This is a genomic window from Mycolicibacterium sp. P4_G11 (assembly GCF_056555145.1).
Genome location: NZ_JBFUJW010000017.1, coordinates 1 through 16,890, shown reverse-complemented (window position 1 = coordinate 16,890; position 16,890 = coordinate 1). Strand labels below are relative to the sequence as shown.

14 protein-coding genes are annotated in these 16,890 nt (G+C 65.6%); 4 read left to right on the top strand and 10 right to left on the bottom strand.

Features of this window, described 5'->3' with window-relative positions; translation table 11 throughout:
- Positions 1-25 precede the first annotated feature (25 nt).
- From AC1U2B_RS27885 to AC1U2B_RS27865, 5 genes are all read right to left on the bottom strand, one after another.
- Positions 26-847, bottom strand: coding sequence for a hypothetical protein (locus AC1U2B_RS27885; RefSeq protein ID WP_480219336.1), 822 nt, complete (start codon positions 845-847; stop codon positions 26-28).
- Between the two features lie 142 nt (positions 848-989).
- Complete coding sequence (locus tag AC1U2B_RS27880) at positions 990-1,526, bottom strand: Imm61 family immunity protein (protein WP_480219335.1); 537 nt, start codon at positions 1,524-1,526, stop codon at positions 990-992.
- The gene (locus AC1U2B_RS27875; RefSeq protein WP_480219334.1) at positions 1,523-4,255 is read right to left on the bottom strand and encodes a glycohydrolase toxin TNT-related protein; all 2,733 of its coding nucleotides are present in this window, start codon (positions 4,253-4,255) and stop codon (positions 1,523-1,525) included. The genes AC1U2B_RS27880 and AC1U2B_RS27875 overlap by 4 nt, the downstream gene beginning before the upstream one ends.
- Before the next feature lie 3 nt (positions 4,256-4,258).
- Positions 4,259-4,546, bottom strand: a complete 288-nt coding sequence (locus tag AC1U2B_RS27870) for a WXG100 family type VII secretion target (protein WP_480219333.1) — start codon at positions 4,544-4,546, stop codon at positions 4,259-4,261.
- The gene (locus AC1U2B_RS27865; protein ID WP_480219332.1) at positions 4,546-4,848 is read right to left on the bottom strand and encodes a WXG100 family type VII secretion target; all 303 of its coding nucleotides are present in this window, start codon (positions 4,846-4,848) and stop codon (positions 4,546-4,548) included. Before AC1U2B_RS27865 ends, AC1U2B_RS27870 begins: the two co-directional genes overlap by 1 nt.
- Positions 4,849-5,123: 275 nt before the next feature.
- On the opposite strand from AC1U2B_RS27865, the gene AC1U2B_RS27860 reads away from it, so the two are divergent.
- Complete coding sequence (locus AC1U2B_RS27860; RefSeq protein ID WP_480219331.1) at positions 5,124-6,080, top strand: mechanosensitive ion channel family protein; 957 nt, start codon at positions 5,124-5,126, stop codon at positions 6,078-6,080.
- 38 nt (positions 6,081-6,118) lie between these two features.
- On the opposite strand, the gene AC1U2B_RS27855 is transcribed toward AC1U2B_RS27860, so the two are convergent.
- Positions 6,119-6,538 carry a GreA/GreB family elongation factor gene (locus AC1U2B_RS27855; RefSeq protein WP_480219330.1) on the bottom strand — a complete coding sequence of 140 codons (420 nt, stop codon included), beginning with the start codon at positions 6,536-6,538 and terminating at the stop codon, positions 6,119-6,121.
- Positions 6,539-6,684: 146 nt separating this feature from the next.
- On the opposite strand from AC1U2B_RS27855, the gene AC1U2B_RS27850 reads away from it, so the two are divergent.
- Positions 6,685-7,836, top strand: a complete 1,152-nt coding sequence (locus AC1U2B_RS27850) for a hypothetical protein (protein WP_480219329.1) — start codon at positions 6,685-6,687, stop codon at positions 7,834-7,836.
- Between the two features lie 163 nt (positions 7,837-7,999).
- Here AC1U2B_RS27850 and AC1U2B_RS27845 read toward each other — a convergent pair whose 3' ends face one another.
- From AC1U2B_RS27845 to AC1U2B_RS27830, 4 genes are all read right to left on the bottom strand, one after another.
- Positions 8,000-9,976 (bottom strand): OPT family oligopeptide transporter, encoded by a 1,977-nt coding sequence (locus AC1U2B_RS27845; RefSeq protein WP_480219328.1) that lies wholly within the window; start codon positions 9,974-9,976, stop codon positions 8,000-8,002.
- A gap of 78 nt (positions 9,977-10,054) precedes the next feature.
- Positions 10,055-11,671 (bottom strand): peptide chain release factor 3, encoded by a 1,617-nt coding sequence (locus AC1U2B_RS27840; protein WP_480219327.1) that lies wholly within the window; start codon positions 11,669-11,671, stop codon positions 10,055-10,057.
- A gap of 68 nt (positions 11,672-11,739) precedes the next feature.
- Complete coding sequence (locus tag AC1U2B_RS27835) at positions 11,740-13,551, bottom strand: sulfatase-like hydrolase/transferase (protein WP_480219326.1); 1,812 nt, start codon at positions 13,549-13,551, stop codon at positions 11,740-11,742.
- 186 nt (positions 13,552-13,737) lie between these two features.
- On the bottom strand, positions 13,738-15,561 hold the full coding sequence (locus AC1U2B_RS27830; RefSeq protein ID WP_480219325.1) for a fatty acyl-AMP ligase: 1,824 nt from the start codon (positions 15,559-15,561) through the stop codon (positions 13,738-13,740).
- 204 nt (positions 15,562-15,765) lie between these two features.
- Here AC1U2B_RS27830 and AC1U2B_RS27825 point away from each other — a divergent pair, with 204 nt between their 5' ends.
- Together AC1U2B_RS27825 and AC1U2B_RS27820 are read left to right on the top strand one after the other, a co-directional pair.
- The gene (locus AC1U2B_RS27825) at positions 15,766-16,161 is read left to right on the top strand and encodes a DUF6153 family protein (protein WP_480219324.1); all 396 of its coding nucleotides are present in this window, start codon (positions 15,766-15,768) and stop codon (positions 16,159-16,161) included.
- 47 nt (positions 16,162-16,208) lie between these two features.
- Positions 16,209-16,856: a DUF305 domain-containing protein gene (locus AC1U2B_RS27820; protein ID WP_480219323.1), complete on the top strand. Its 648-nt coding sequence runs from the start codon at positions 16,209-16,211 to the stop codon at positions 16,854-16,856.
- Positions 16,857-16,890 lie beyond the last annotated feature (34 nt).

Sequence of the window (16,890 nt, the reverse complement as noted above, 5' to 3'; positions counted from 1 at the left end):
TGGCCTGTTGAGCTTCATTCACGACCTACCCGTCCGCGCTCGGAACCCACTGGTTCTCTACACCCTGCACGTTTGTCAGTCGACGGGCGTCGACCACGGCCTCGAACACTCCGGCCTCAACCAGTCCGGCGCCAACTCGCTCGGCATCAGCGGGGTCATCGCTGAGAAGCAGCACCTCGACGGTTTCACCGGCGCGACGCAGTATGCGCACGGGCACGCCGTCGACCTGTGCGGTGAAAACCCGTTCGAACACTTCGCATTCCGACACCGGCACGGTCGCGGACCATGCCTGTGGGCGGACTCGCTCGAAACCCGTTGGGCCATTCTCGGTAAGCGCAGTCAACAACACGGTCTCTGCAATGACGTCGGCGAAGAACTCCCGGCCCTGCCATCGCGCCAGTGTGCCGACCATCGGGCTCGGCGGCCGCCAGCGTTTGGCGCCCACCCAGCCACGGCCCGCGCCCGCGTAGTGCGACAAGCATTTCTGCTCACCGTCGGAACGGATTCGCCAGTACTCGGCCCCATGCGAGAACCGGGTGCGGCTCATGCGCCAGACCGGCGCTACTGAGCCGCCGAGGAGAAAACCATGGGGGAAGTCGCGCCAGGGCCGCTCTGCGTCACTCGGCTTGGTGAACGTCGCCAGTCGAGGTTGCTCAAATCGGACCACATCGGCGAAATCGGGAGCGGCGTCGATGCCGTACTCCGCCAACAGTTCTGCCGGCGTCCTCAGACCGACTACCGCGGACGCCTCGGTGACGTACCCACCAACCTGATCGAGTCCCGATTCCACGATGGCACGTGAAATTGGAGCGGCGAGCAGCTTTTGGAACACGAACCATTCAGGCACGCCGATTCTCCTCTACGTAAATGTCCTGCAACTCATCCGAGCCGACCAGATGAGCCCAGGCCATACGGATTCAGCGCATCGACGTTGCTATGCGGCATGCAGATGCACTGGCTGAGTATAGGAAACAACGTCTGTCATATAATTAGTCAAGGACGCTGAAGAGTGGCTCTCCGCTTTCATTTGTGAACGAACGCACTATCTCTGTTGGCGGTACGTGTAAGTAGATCGACAGCGGAACGAGATCACTTGCGGCTGAAATCTTCCCACCGCTCGCGACCGCTACCGCGACGCCGTCGTGGTCGATAAGCGCATACCGATCGATGCCGTCAATCTGACGTGGTGTGACTTGGTATCCGGTCGCGAGTTGCTCAGTTGATATCGGCGTATTCAACAGTGGCATACCGCGGTTGGACCTCATGGTGTTGCCGAACCAACCGAAAAAGAACTTCTCGACCACGTCAATGTTCTTGCCGGCGAAGTAGAAATACTCCGGTTGCAGACGATCGGAACACGTGACGTTGATCCAATCGTCGGCCGAATTCCGGATAAAAAATCGAATCTCGCCGCCTTGATTCCAGAAAATGTCTGCGCGGCCGTCCTCTGAATCCGGTGTCAGGGTATAGCCGGCAAGATCTGCCCAATCTTTGAGCTCTTGAGAGATCGGAATCGTCACACTCACCGCCGTTTCAGTACGTCAATGCCTGGCCGGCGCAGTTGATCTACCGTCATGACCTTACCCGTCTCATCGAGTATTCGTACTTGGAGGCCGCCTCCTGGTTGGGCAACGCCAGGCGCGATTTCGGACACCTCAATCTTCCAGCCAGGGGGCAATTGCTGCAATGTGTAGCTATTGTAAGGAGACTTCAGTGAATCAACATGGAGTGCGCGTTCTTCCCACGATGCGGGATGGCCGTCTTCTATGACGCCGAGATACTTGCCGTCATCTCCAATTCTGTCGAGCACATCGCCGTAGTGCTTGATGTATTGATCGAGATCATCGAACGCCACCTTCGTGCCAGGTACGGCACCGTCATTCGGCGGAAAGTTGTTCCAATGCTGGCCGTTCGGTCCTTCTAGGTTGAAGCGCTCGGCGTATTCCTGCGCGCTGAAAGCGTGGCCGTTCGGATCGCGGCCAAACGGTGCGTCAGGATCGCGAATCAAGTCCTGCACTTTGGGATTAACGTGCGCGGGGTCGACAGGGTCGTGGTCAAACGGCCAGTGGTGCTCTAAGGGTTCCCCGTAATGCGGGTCCAACGGCCCGTCGGGCAGCCGGTTCCAGCCGTCGCCAGACTGTTCACCGGAGTGCACGGGGTCGTGTCCATTGCCGGCTCCATGCCCACCGTCGTTGACGTCTGAATCAGAGCCATGGTGGTCGCCGCCCGAATGTGGACCATCGCTGCCATGCTCACTCTCGCGCGGCGAAGGCATTTCGCCGCCGCCGTGCGGTTCGGTGTGCGGTCCCTGGCTATGTGGAGGTTCGTGCGGAGTTGGCCCGGTCGGCTCCGAGGTGGGGGCGGGCGCGTGTTGAGGTGCTGGCTCGGAATGTGTAGGTGGCGCCGAATGGGGTTCGGCGGCAGCGGGAGCGGCGTGTGGTTCCGGCGCCGGGTGCGATGCGCCTGGAGCAGCGGTTGCTGGGTACGGCTCGGCCGGGGCGTGTGGGCTAGCCGGACTGCCTGCTTGATGCTCGACCGGTGCAGGACCGTGCGGGTCGCTGGGCGCCGTGGGCTGCGGAGTGTGCGGCTCGCTGGGCGCGGTCGGTTGCGGAGTGTGCGGCGCGGGCGCCTCGTGAGGCGGTGGCGGGGAAGGCGCAGGTTCAGGCTTGGGGACCGGCGCCGCCTCCGGCTTCGGCGCAGCAGCCGGCGGTTCCACCGGCGCCTTCCCCGCAGCACTTGGCCCGGGCGCTGCCTCGGGTACGCCAACCTTGTCAAGGTTCTTAGCGATGTTTCCGGCCCGGCTGGCCACCTCGTCGGCGCCTGCTGCGGCCGCACCACCGCGAGACGCGACGGCACCGGTATCGCGTGCGACGGTGCCACCCACCCGCGTCTCCGCTTCAGCGCCGGCCGCGCCGACGCGCGCCGCCCCGCCGGCGGCGTCGGCTGCCGGGGCCGCCTCGCCAACGCCGGGGATGATCAATGACCCGACTTGTGCTGCGTCGTATGCGAGTCCGCGTAACGGGTGACCGTTCTTGAAATCCTCAACGTCGAGCATCGACTTGCCGAGATTCATCACGTCGTTGCGGATGGCAGGATTCGCTAGCGCGGCTGGAGCGGTTATGGGATTGCCGACCAGCGCCATTTCGCCTAGAGCCTTGGCGGTGCCCAGCCACGATTTGCCTGCACCCTCGGGGTCGTACAGGAAGCGGGTCGGATCAAGTTGTTCGAGCCCTTCTGCCGTCTGGGCGACGAATTTGAATCCTCCTTCGGTGATATCAGCGAGGGCAGTGAAATCCGCGCCCAGCGCGCCGCCGACCTCTTGTCCGAACACCTCGACGAATTCTTTGTTCGCCCACGCCTCCAGCTTGTTGGTCAACCCGTCGAGATCGTTGATGCCTTGGCTGACAGCCTGATCCATGGCGTTGGCTTCACGCTTCATGTTGTTCAGGACGGTGTCGATGTCGTGGGCGATCTGCTTGATCTTCTCGATGGGGTTGTGACCCTCGAACATGCCGCCGATGGTGCTGAGAATGCCGCTGGGACTCAATTGGTGGAGCAGATCGCGGATGGCGTTCTGCGCGTTCTCGACAGTGGTTGCGAACGAATCGATTTGACCGGCCAGCGCTTGCGCCTGCTTGTCGATGTTGGTCAGGCCACCGCCGATGTCGTTGGCTGCCTTCTGCATCTGCGGCGCTTCGGGAATCAGAAACCCGCCCAAAGTCGTTCCTGCAGCGGTCATTGCGCCCGAACCGCCACTGATCGACGAGCCGAAGGTTCGCCACGCGCCAGCCGTCGCGCGCATCTGTGCAGGATCGCCGTCCGGCCACACCCCGCCGACGAAGGCCTCGACAATGCCCCAGCCGATCGGAGCGGCGATGGCACCGCCGAACACCGACGGCACGCCCGGCGCCGAGAATTTTCCGGGATCGCCCGGTTTCGGCACGGGCGACTCGCCGCCTCCAACCGTTGAGTGGGCGTTCGCGGTTCCATAGTTGTAGGCGGACATCTGGATGCCTTGCCCCGTGCGCCGTGACGCGTTGACGGCCGACGCCGCCGTGTGCAGCAGTGCGTTCGCCGCGTTGGTGTAGCTGCGGGAAAAGACGAAGGCGGCAGCGTCATGACCGAACCCGGACTCGTGCCCAGATAGTGCAGCCGTCAGAGTTGAGATGGCACTGGTGACGGCGTTGGATTCAGCGCCGACCGACGCTCCCGCCGAGTTGAGCGCCGTCGGGTCGACCGTGATGGGCCCGGCCACAGATCAGGACCACATCTGGTGGTTCTTGCTCGCAGCGGACGAGTAGTTCTCGTGGGCGCCCTCAGCGATCTGTCGGAGCCGTGCCAGTGCTTCCCGCATCTCCCGGGCGCCTTCGTTCCACTGAGCTTGCGCTGACCGTTCCGCCTCGCCGGCGTCGCCGTACCAGCTGGAGCCCAGGCGAGCGGCCGAACCGGCTGCCTGCGCGAGATGTGCTTCCAGATCGCTATCGAACGCCGTCATCCGGTCGATGACGGCCGCCAGTGCCGCGGGGTTGACGCTGCACTCGCTCATCAGAGGCCCGATCCCGCGATGTGGGCGCCGCCCTCGGCGTCGGTGCTCGTGTACTTGGCCGCCGCATCGTTGAGCAGCGCCGACATGCGCGTCAGGCCGGCAGCCACCTGGGCCGCGCCTTCATGCCATTCCTTCCAGACACCCGCGTACGCAGAGGCCGCTGACCCCGTCCATCCGGTGCCCATGAGGCCGGAGACGTCGTTGTCCAGGGACGTGATGCCAGTGCGGAGCCCGTCCGCGACGGTGGACAGTTCGTGTGACACCGCGACCAACTCCGACGGTTCGACCTGTAACTCGGCCATGCGATACCCCCAACGCGTTTGGCTGACGAATGGAGCTTACCGAGGGCGCCAGGGGGTCGCCGACACGAATTTCCTTGCCGCTCACAGGTTTTAGACAGGTTTCTGCCAGATTGCTGGCAGGATCGGCTCACTCCGAGTGCCCGCCAGTGTGAGCCGGGCAACGACCAGCCCTATCCACCGACTGGATCTCTCGCCGACGAGAACCCGCTGGTCCCGCCTGCAGCCAAGATTCGCCGTGGCCAGGGGATACCGCGACCTCTCGTAGGGTCGGACCCGTGCATGTCTACCAACTGGCTTTCGAATGGACGGATACGAACCGACACTGGCTGATCGAGGTCCCGATCCGCATCGTGTCCTACGGCGTCATCGCCCTCATCGCCCGGTTGGTGCTGCACCGCCTGATCGACAGCGCCACCACCGGCCGGGCCGGCAAGGCTGAGGCGGTAGACGAGCAGTCGCAGGCCAACCGCCCGCCGCTGCTGCGCTACCTGCGCGACCGGTCCCAGTCGTCGAACGCGCGCAAGGCCGCCGAGCGGCGCCGCCAGCGCGCCCAGACCATCGGGTCGGTACTCAAGTCGACGGTGTCGATCCTGCTGCTGGTGTGGCTGGTGCTGGCGATCCTGAGCGTGCTGGGCGTGAATATCGCGCCGTTCATCGCCTCGGCCGGTGTGGTCGGCCTGGCGATCGGCTTTGGCGCGCAGAACCTGGTCCGCGACTTCGTCAGCGGCATCTTCATGCTGCTCGAGGATCAGTACGGCGTCGGTGACAATGTCGACCTTGGCGACGTGACCGGCGAGGTGCAGAGCGTCGGCTTGCGCATCACCACGGTCCGCGACGGCGACGGCACCCTCTGGTACGTCCGCAACGGTGAGATCAAGCGGGTCGGCAACATGAGCCAGGATTACGCCGTTGCGCACGTTGAGGTTCCGGTCGCATTGACCGCGGACCTCGACCGGGCCGAACTGGTGGCCATCGAAGCGGCGGAGGCCGCCATCCTGGATCCGGCGGTCGCCGCCAACGTGCTGGGCGATCCGGAAATGCTTGGTGTGCAGGAACTCTCGCCTGATCTGCTCATCCTGCGGATGTCGGTGAAAACCCGGCCGAACACGCAAGGCGCAGTGCAGCGCCGGCTCCGCCGCGAGGTTCTGCGCGCCTACGACGAGCACGGCATCGCGCTGCCGTACCCGCAGGGCCGGATTCACGCGGTGGTCGGCGGTCGCACAGCGGAGTAGTGCCTTGGGCTCCCCGAACAACATTGGTCGGGGAGCGGTCAGCGTCCCGCCGTCTCCTTCGGGTTCACCCCGTCGACGGCGAGAACCGTGATCGCCATGCTCCGACCGGATTCTGTCACGTATCTCCGTGTTTCGCCGACATGAGCGGCGACGAGTGCTTTGCCCAGCGGGCACTCCACGGAGCAGGTGTCGCCCAGCGGCTTGGCGTCGGCGGGGAGAACGAGCTGGAAGACGTCGGTGTCCTCCGGGTCCCCGTTGAACGACACGGTGACCCATGCGCCCGGCACGGCCTGGCCCTCGAGGATCAACTCGTCGCGGGCATCGATTGTGTTGGTGGATGAGGTTTCTCGCGGGTGCCGGTCTGCGATGACCGCACCGTGTTGTTCAGCGGCATTCGATGACACCGGGTGTGAGGGCGGAACCCTTGACGCGGTGTTCGGGTGAATTACAGCGTCCACACCATCACTATCCGTCGACGCGCGGGTCGCGATGCGTGCACGCGAGCTTGTTTGCCGTGATGTCACGAGATGTACGTCCGAGTGTCAGCCAGGGGGCGAAAACGGCGGCTGCCTACTTGTCATAGCCCGGGCGTAGCGTCCGCGACATGACCGACAAACGACGTTTACGGAGCCTCAAACAGGCTCGACGCGATGTGCGGCGAGCGAAGAAGCGCAATGCCGGCGGCGCGGCAGGCAGACGGGCCACGGAGTTCATGAGACGCGCCATGTCGTGTGGCCATCCGCTCGGCCTACTCCGGTTGGCCAGCGATTTGATCCACCTGTCCAAGCCCGACAAGCTGGCGTTTCTGAAATCCGTTCGCCGCGATCCCTTGCCGCTGGATCGGACTCTGAATGCCTTGATTGGTGTGCGGAATCGGGAGACGACGGCGGTGCTCGCGGTGATCGCGGAACTTCTCGTTGACGAGCCAGAACTGCAGCTGCGATGCAGGGAGGAGCTGTCAGAACGCCGTGAGCATCTGCCGCGATGGATTGCCGAGCTACCCCGGATTGACGTGTACCGTGCGGTCCGCAGAACCGACGTGTTCGGAGATGCCGACGAACTCTTCCTTGGTGCGCGACTCCATGGTGGGCATGAGCTGACCATCGTGGTGCTGATTGACTACAACAGATTCGGGGGAATTGTCAGCGCCGCCGCGGCTGCAGGTCCGATCGAAGAGGCTGTCGCGTTGATGGCCGAATCCGATGACGAACTCGAGGTCGTCGAGATGTCGCCGGCCGACGCTCGAACTTGGATTCAAGACGCATTCGCCAGACCGACGTTTGCATGCGAAACCGATGATTGGCCGCTCTACGAACCATTGGTTCGGTGGCTGGTGCGTCGGCTGCCAGAAGGCGGCGAGCATCGGTCCGCGGCTGTGGATTGGCAAGCGGCAGAGGAACTTTGCGACGCGTTCTTCGCCAGTGATTTGTCGGCTACGTTCGATGGCTCTGTCTACAGGGATCAGCTGCTGGAGCTTTTCGAGACCGGTGCGGAAGACCCGCTGCGGTGGAGTGAAACACGTGTCCGCGACGTGATGCGCAACCCGTCCTACTACGACGACGGCACGCCCGTGGAGGTGGCGCTGGACGTTCCCGATCTGCTACGTGCGTTCATCCCATACGCGCACGCGCAGAGTGGTATTCGGGATGAATTGACGTCGAAAACCCTTGCCGTGATCGACGAGTTGCGGCCGAGCTACCGGCACGAAATCCTGACCGAGGCGCGAGAGCTTTGGGGGTATGACGAGGCCGGCTAGTGGCACGTCAGCTCTCTTGCAGCACATCCGATTTGGAGCCGTCAAGGAAACTTGACGGCTCCAAATCGAACATGTCAGGAGAGCTCGCCGAGCCAACGCAGCGAGCGTGCGCAGGGATCGCGAAACCCGTCTCAGCCACGCACTACCCGCACGCTCGAAACCGTCAACCCGCAGAAACCGGCTCGCTACCCGCAATCGTTCGCGTCCGCTTGTACATCCACGTCAGCACCGCCGCGAAGGCCACGACGCCAATGACTTCGGCAACAGACCCGTTGAACCCAGAGAACAGCGCAAACGGCTCGTCGGAACCAGTCCCAGCGACGAACCCCGCGAACACCACCCCGTACAGGCTTTCGCCGACGATCATGCCCGTCGCCAGCAGCACGCCAATCCGCTTCTTGCGCTCGACATCTCCGCCCGTTCGGTCAGCCCAGTGGTTGTAGAAGTACCCGAGGACGGCGCCCAAAGGAATGATCAGCGTCAGGCTCATCGGCAGGTACATGCCCATCCCGACAGCCAGCGGTGGCAGCGCGAATCGTGATGTCCGCGAGAGGGTCTCGTCGACCAGAATCGCGACCACCCCGATTACCGCGCCCAACCCAATGAGCCCCCAGTTCAAAGAGCCGCCGAAAACCCCCTTGGCCAGTGAAGAAATCAATGCGGCCTGCGGAGCCGCCAGCGCGTGGTCGCCGGCACCGGGCGCGCCGAGGAACCCGAACGCCCGCTGCATCAGGTTCAGCACCGGCGGAATGATCGCGGATCCGAACACCACGCCAATCACCAACGCCACCTGCTGTTTCCACGGCGTGGCGCCGACCAGCTGGCCGGTCTTGAGGTCCTGCAGGTTGTCGTTGGAGATGGTCGCAACGCCGAAGGTTATGGCCGCCGCGAACAGCGTGTAGGCCACCAGCGCCAGAGACTGGCCATCGTCGGCACGCCCGAACACCACCTTGATCAACACCGCGGCGATAAGCACCGTCAGGATGCCGACGCCGGAGATGGGGCTGTTCGACGAGCCGATGAGCCCGGCCATGTACCCGCACACCGACGCGATGACCATGCCGATGACGAAGATGAAGACCAGGCTCGCCACGATGATCCCGGCCGAATGCCCTTGCAGCGCAGTGCCGCGACCGAAATCCCACAGCAGCACGGCGATCGGCAGCAGAAGCAGCACGACGGTGCCGATGACGATGGGGAAGGGGATGTCGCGCTCGGTGAGGTCGACCAGTTGGCCCTGGCGCCGGTTGCGCGCCGACGTCAAGGCGTCGGTGATGCCCTTGATGATGGGCCGCAAGATCTTCAGCAGCGTCCAGATGGCGGCGACGGCGATCGCGCCGGCGCCGACGAACCGGACCTCGTGTACGAAGATGCCGTCGATGATGTCGCCGATCGGCTCTCCGGTCCCGAAAGCCCCGATCGTGCGGATCGGCAGCAGCACCCCGAACGAGATGACCAGCCCGACGAGCATCGCGATACCGACCGTCATCCCGATCAGGTGCCCCACGCCGATCATTGCCATCGACAGTCCGGCGCTGAACATCGTCCCGCCGGCACCGATACGGGTATACGCCGTAACGGAATTGGCGAGCAGCTTCATGTTGGCGAGCAACCCGAAGGCCGCCGAGACCAGGGAACCGAAGATGATCACCCGCAGCCCGGTGCGATTGGCCTCCGCGCCGCCGGTGCTGTCACCGACCTTGAGCACCTCGGCGGCCGCGACTCCTTCGGGATACGGCAGGTCCGAGCCGGTGACCAGGGCACGCCGCAGCGGAATGGAGTACATGACGCCGAGGGTGCCGCCGACCGCGCACACGGCGAGGGTGATCCAGTAGGGGAAACCGGTCCACCAGCCGATCATGATGAGGCCCGGCAGCACGAAGATGATCGCCGACAGCGTGCCCGCCGCCGAGGCGATGGTCTGCACGATGTTGTTCTCGACAACCGAGTGATTGGCGAAGCTGCGCAGCACCGCCATCGAGATCACCGCGGCCGGGATCGACGTGGCGAACGTCAGACCGACCTTCAGTCCGAGGTAGACGTTGGCGGCGGTGAACACCAGCGTGATGACACCGCCGAGCAGAACCCCGCGGACGGTCAGTTCACGCAGGGTCGGGGTGGCGGGGGTCGCGACGGCCAACTCGTCGTCCTCTCTCTTACGGGTGCTCTACACCGTAAGGGCTCAGGACCGACGTGCGCCCGCTATCAGGGCGTGCCGCTAGCTCTCGGCTGCGGCCACCAGAGAGCGCAGCTTCACCGACGGGTTATCCCGCTGGAACCCTTCGAGCCGCCACGGCGTCGAGAACAGCACCAGCAGGACGCCGTCGGAGCGGGTCAGCACCTCGCAGGACACCTGCTTGTTCATGAACTCGGCGTCCTCGGAGTCGACGACCCGCGCCACCTGGTACGGCAGCGATTCCATCGTGATGGCCGCGCCGATCTCGGTCGCCATCCGGTGCGCCGCCACCTCGAACTGCATGGGGCCGACGGCCGCGAACACCGGCGCCTGCTCACCGCGCTTGTCCGAGCGCAGCACCTGGACGACGCCCTCTTGGTCGAGCTGCTCGATGCCCTTGCGGAACTGCTTGTGCTTGCTCGGATCCTTGCCGCGGACCACCGAGAAGTACTCGGGGGAGAAGCTCGGGATCGGCGGAAACTCCACGGGCGCATCGCGATACAGCGTGTCGCCGGGGCGCAGCGCCGCCGCGTTGGCCAGGCCGATCACGTCACCGGGCCACGCGTCGTCCAGCGTCGAACGCTCCCGGCCGAACACCGACTGCGCATACTTGGTCACGAAGGGCTTGCCGGTCCCGGCGTGGGTCAGCACATCGCCGCGCTCGAACGTGCCCGAGCACACCCGCGCGTAGGCGATGCGGTCGCGGTGCGAGCTGTCCATACCGGCCTGCACCTTGAACACGAACGCGCTGAACGGCGAATCCACCGGACGCGGCTCCTTGGCGACGTCGATGATCGCGCCCGGCGACGGAGCCAGGTCGACCAGCACGTCGAGCAGCTGGTTGACGCCGAAGTTCAGCGCCGCCGAGGTGAACAGCACCGGCGAGGACTCGCCGGACAGGAAGGTTTCGCGGTCGTAGTCCGAGCCGTCCATCGACAGCAGTTCGGACTCTTCGACGGCGGTGTCCCAGTCACCCTCGGCGGCATCGTGCGCCTTGTCCGCGGGAATGTGCTCTTCCGGCGCGGCGGTGGCGCCACCGGCGGTGCGGGTGAAGCGGATGTAGTGGCCCTTGCGGCGGTCCATCACACCCTTGAAATCGCCGGCGATGCCCACCGGCCAGGTCAGCGGGGTCGTCCGCAGCCCGATGCGCTCGTGGATCTCGTCCATCAGCTCCAGCGCGTGCCGGCCCGGGCGGTCCCACTTGTTGATCACCGTGATGATCGGGATGCCGCGGTGCTTACACACCTGAAACAGCTTCAGGGTCTGCGGCTCAAGGCCTTTCGCGGCGTCGATGAGCATCACCGCGCAGTCGACGGCCGTCAGCACCCGGTAGGTGTCCTCCGAGAAGTCGGCGTGGCCGGGGGTGTCCAGCAGGTTGATGACGCAGTCGCGGTACGGGAACTGCAGCGCCGTCGACGTGATCGAGATGCCGCGGGCCTTCTCCATCTCCATCCAGTCCGACACCGTGGACTTGCGGCCCGCCTTGCCGTGGATCGCGCCCGCCTCGGTGATCACCCGGGCATGCAGGGCCAGTGCCTCGGTCAGCGTCGATTTACCGGCGTCAGGGTGGCTGATGACGGCGAAGGTACGGCGACGGGCGGCTTCGGTTGCGACCCGGCCGGTGGCGCGGGTATCGCTGGCGGGGGCGGTGTCGGTCATAGCACCAGACATGCTATTGGCCGACCAGGTAAAACCTGTAATCGCGACGGCGTGACCTGCAGGTTTGCCTACGGGCGGAACCGGCACAGCAGGCGGCGGACGGCGCTGCCCGGCTCTGGTGGCCGCCGGCTCACATACGGCCACGGATCGTTGCGCTCCGGTACCGACGCCGTCCGGACCAGCTTGAGCTGCGTCCGCAGATGCTGGCGCAGCTCGTGCAGGCTGGGATCGGCCCAGCGGTTGGAGGCCTCGATGGGGTCGGCGGTCAGGTCGTAGAGCTCCCACTGATCGTCGAGCGGGTCGGTGCGGTAGGTGTCGCCGCCCCGGCTGTTCGCCGCCAGATGCCGCACGCCCGGTTCGGTCCAGGTCGCCGGATCGTCGAACGTGCGCACGAGCTTCCACAGATGTCCGGATCCACCGGACGCCTCGGCATTGGTGACGCGCGAGACCAGCCCCTCGAAGTTGGCCGCGACGTTCGCAGGCACCTTGATGCGCAGCAGCGCAGGCGGATTCGTGTTGGCGCCGATGGCCTGCGCCGCGCCCGACGCCCCGGTGTCGCCCTCGAGGATGTTGTCGCGGGTCATGATGTAGATCGGCCGATCCTGTTCGGCCACAGCGCCATTCACCACCGGCATGAGGTCGCGGCCCGGCAGCGGATGCACCTCGCTGAACGTGGCGGCCAGGGTTTCGGCGGTCGCGTCGACGTCGACCCCGGCAGCGCCGAGCAGCGTCGGCACCAGGTCGACGTGTGACGTCGGCGCCTCGACTTCACGGGGCGCGGTCGCGTCCGCGCCGATCCGGGCGATGACGAACGGCACCCGCGTCGCCTCGTCGTACAGGTTGAACCACTTCTGGTGCAGCCCGCCGTGCGCACCGAGCAGGTCGCCGTGATCGGAAGTCCGCACCAGCACGGCGTTTTCGGACCCGCCGTCGGTGACGGCCCGACGGACCCGGTCCAGCGGGCCGTCGACCTCGGCGTGCAGCCGGTAGTAGAGGTCGCGGTACTGCTGGGCATTGCGGCGATAGGTCCGTTCGATCACCGCCGCCGGGCCGTAGCCGGAGTAGTACGCCTCACGGAAGGCGGCTTGGGCGGCCGGCTTGTCGCTCAGGTCTTCGGTGGCCGTCGGCGCCGCGGGCACATGCGGCGGTTCGAGGACGGGGTAGTCGAGTAGCGGGCTGCGGCGTACCCACCCCGGAAACAGCACGATGTCATGGGGATTGACGAAGCTGGCCACCAACAGGAACGGCCGCAGCGCATCCGGGTCGCCGGCGCGCCGCCGGGCGTAGCGGTCCTCGAGCCAGGAGACGACCCGATCGGCGACCAACGGGTCGCGCCGAAAACCGCTGTTGGACATGGCCGCTCCGTGCGGCTCGGGTCCGACCCAGCCGGAGAAGCCGTACGGCCCCAGCGGATCGGCGTCGAGGTAGGCCTGCACGGCCACGGGGTCGACGACACCGTCGGCGTCGTTGGTGGCCAGCGGCTTGCCGGTCTTGGGGTCCTCGAGGTCGGCGTGCGAGATGTGCCACTTGCCGTCGTAATGCGTGTCGTAGCCCGCGGCCCGCAGCCAGTTGCCCAATGTTGGCACCTCGCCGCGGCGCAGCCACCGCAGCCGCGAATCGTCGTACCGCTTGCCGAGACCGTCGGTCTGCGTGACGCCGTGCAGGTCGGGGTACTGGCCCGTGAACAGGGTCGGCCGGCTGGGGGCACACGCCAGCGAGCCCGTGTAATGCCGAGTGAAGCGCACACCGTTCTCGTCGAACCAGCGCCGGCCGGTGAGGGTGCGGTGGCGCCAGTCCATAACGTCGTCGGCCTCGTACGGCGGGATCGCGCGCTCTTCGTCCGTCATGAGGATGACGATGTCGGGCCGCTGCGGCGTCATCTGGGTGCTCCCGTCGGAGGACTGGCCTATGTGGGCTACAGCGTCATCCAACACGAGCAGCGACCGCGACGGTGCAAATTGGCATGATCGACAAATAACGTTCTGTTAACTGGAGACGACTCGTGCCCCAGTGGGCCTAGGCGCCCCAAAACAGAAGTGCCGCAACCGCGCCCGACCCGCCGGCCGTCAGTCGAATTGACCGGACAGAAACTCCGTACGCGAGGCAGTGCGGGCCAGTTTTCCCGACGTCGTGCGGGGGATGCGGCCGGCCGCGACCAGTCGCACCTCGGCGACGCGAACCTGGTGATGACGCGACACCGCGGCCCGCACGGCCTCGGCCACAGGCTCCAATTCGGCGCGGCCGGCACCCACCGCGCGCTCGGCGACCACGACCAGTTGCTCGCCCGAATCACCAGGCACAGCAAAGGCTGTCACGTAGCCGGAGCGCACGGCCGACGAGGCGCGACTGACCGTCGCCTCGATGTCCTGCGGGTAGTGGTTGCGTCCGTCGACGATCACCAGATCCTTGATCCGGCCGGTGACGAACAGCTCGTCGCCCACGTAAACGCCCAGATCGCCTGTGGCCAACCACAATGCGTTGTCCTCGGCGCCGTCGGCGTGGCTGACGGTCTGGCGGGTCTGCAGCTTGTTGCCGAAGACCCGCTCGGACTCGTCGGGCCGGCCGAAGTAGCCCCGGCCGATGTTGTTGCCGTGCAACCAGATTTCGCCGACCGTGCCGTCCGCGGCCTCGTCGCCGTCGGGGGTTACGATGGCCACCCACTGGTCGGGGATGGCCCGCCCGCACGACACGTGGGGGACCGCGCCGTCGGCATGCCGGCCCACCACGACGGCTCGGCCCGCGGCGAGTTCCTCGCGGTCCAGATATGTGGCGCACGGCTTTTCGTCCGCGGCGATGCTGGCCACAGAGAGCGTGGCTTCGGCCATGCCGTACGACGGCTTCACCACCGTCTCGGGCAGCCCGTACGGCTTGAAGGCTTCCATGAACTGCTCGATGGACGGCAGCGTCACGGGCTCGGATCCGTTGAGCAGCGTCACCACATTGCTGAGGTCGAGCGGCTCACCGGCCGGCGGCAGGCCCCGCTGCGCACACAACTCGAAGGCGAAATTGGGTGCGGCCGCGAAAGTCCGGCCGTGCGCGGCCTCGTCGGCCAGCCGCCGGATCCAGCGGTAGGGCCGGCGGACGAACGCCATCGGGTCCATCAGGCTGATCTGCCCGCCGCACAGCGCGGGGAACATGATCATGATCAAGCCCATGTCGTGGTACAGCGGCAGCCAGCTCACGCTGCGGATGTCGGTGTCCAGGCCGCCGGCCAGGATCATCTGAATGACGTTGGTGCACACATTCCGGTGCGTGATCTCCACGCCGGCGGGGGTGCGCGTCGAGCCCGAGGTGTACTGCAAGTAGGCGACGTCGTCGGTACCTGTCTCCGGGCTGACGTGCATCTCGGCCAGGGTGGCGGGAACGGCGTCGACCGCGATGACCCTCGGGCGCTCGGCCGCGGGCAGCGTCTTGATGAATGCGCGGACCGCTTCGGCGGCTGCGGTGGTGGTGAGCACCGCGGAGGGCTTGGCGTCGGACAGCACCGCGGCCAGTCGCTCGGCGTGCCCGGCGAGGGCGGGCGCGAACAGTGGGACGGCGATGTTTCCGGCATGCACGGCCGCGAAGAACGCCGTCACGTAGTCGACGCCCTGCGGCGCCAGGATCGCCACCCGGTCGCGGGGCTTGGTCACCTGCTGCAGCCGGGCCGCGACGGCGTTGACCTGAGCCCAGAGGCCGTTCCAGCTGAGTTCGATGATCTCGCCGTCGGGGTTCTGCGCGTAGTCGATGAACCGGTACGACGGGCTGTCGCCCATCGCCGCGCGGTTGCGTTCCAGGAACGACGTCAGCGTGATGCCGTCAGGTATGACGATCCTGCCGTCCGGCTGAACGTATTGCTCCAGCGACTCTGCCGCCCCAATAATGCTGTGACTCAAGGCTTCCCGACCCATATGTCGACACTAGTAGCGGGTCTAACTAAGTGGCGAGTCTGACAACGGTGAAAGTCGCCACTGCGAATGACGCATGTGATGCGGCCCACCGGTGATTTGTCGTGGGACGCGGTCCCGCATGCACCGGCCGCGAATTTATTCCCGGAGATATACCCCCCTCGGGTACTATAGTTTGAGAAACCGATACCCGAACCGGAGGCCGACGTGACGCATCGCAGCACGCGCGTCCATGTCGGCTGGCGGGTTGTCGGGCTGCTGGTCTTGATCGCGGGCATCATCGGCATGCATTCGCTGGTCGTCACGCCCGGTCACGGTCCGTCGCATCATTCGCAGGCGGCTGTGCATCAGCACGCGAGTGCCCCGGCTGCGCAAACCTCCTTGTCGGATGCCTGCGACTGCAACGGACACAACGGCTTTCACGCTTGCGTCTTCGTCATGACCGAACTGCTGACCATCCTGGGTCTGGCTTTGCTGTACTGGCTCGGCGTCGCGCCTGCGCAGAATGTGCAGGCGCGGATTCGACAGGCGTTGCGGCGCAGGCAAAGAGCCCCGCCGTGGACGGTGCTCACCCTCGCGGAACTGTCCCTACTCCGAATCTGATGGGCCGCGCCCCGCGTCAACCCATCCAATTCTCAAGGAGTTCAACCATGTTCAAAATCGCCTCAATCGCCACCGTTGCTGTAGCCGGAACCGCTGCTGCCATCGCACTCGCGGCGTGTAGCCCGCCCAGCGAGCACGCCTCGACCATGCCCGCGACCAGCTCGTCCATGCCGATGTCGGGCCACAACATGCCCGGGCATTCGATGCCGGGTATGTCGGGCACCAGCACCGCGCCGGCTGCCAATTTCAACGACGCCGACGTGATGTTCCTGCAGATGATGTACCCGCACCACGCCCAGGCCGTCGAGATGGCCAAGCTGGTCCCGACCCGCTCGCAGAACCAGCAGGTCAAGGATCTGGCCTCGGCCATCGAGCGGGCACAGGCCCCCGAGATGCAGCAGATGACGACGTTGCTGGCCGGCTTCGGTAAGCCCGCGCCGTCGGCCACCATGAGCCACTCGATGCCGGGCCTGATGACCCCGCAGCAGATGACCGAGCTGACGGGCCTGTCCGGCGCGGCGTTCGACAAGATGTGGCTGCAGATGATGGTCGAGCATCACCAGGGCGCCATCACCATGGCCAACGACGAGCTGAAGAACGGCACCAACCCGGACGCCAAGAAGATGGCGGAAGCGATCATCGCTGCGCAGCAGGGTGAGATCACCACGATGAACGGCATGCTCGCCAAGATGTAGGGAATGCCGAGACGCGGCAGTCACAGCTGTGACT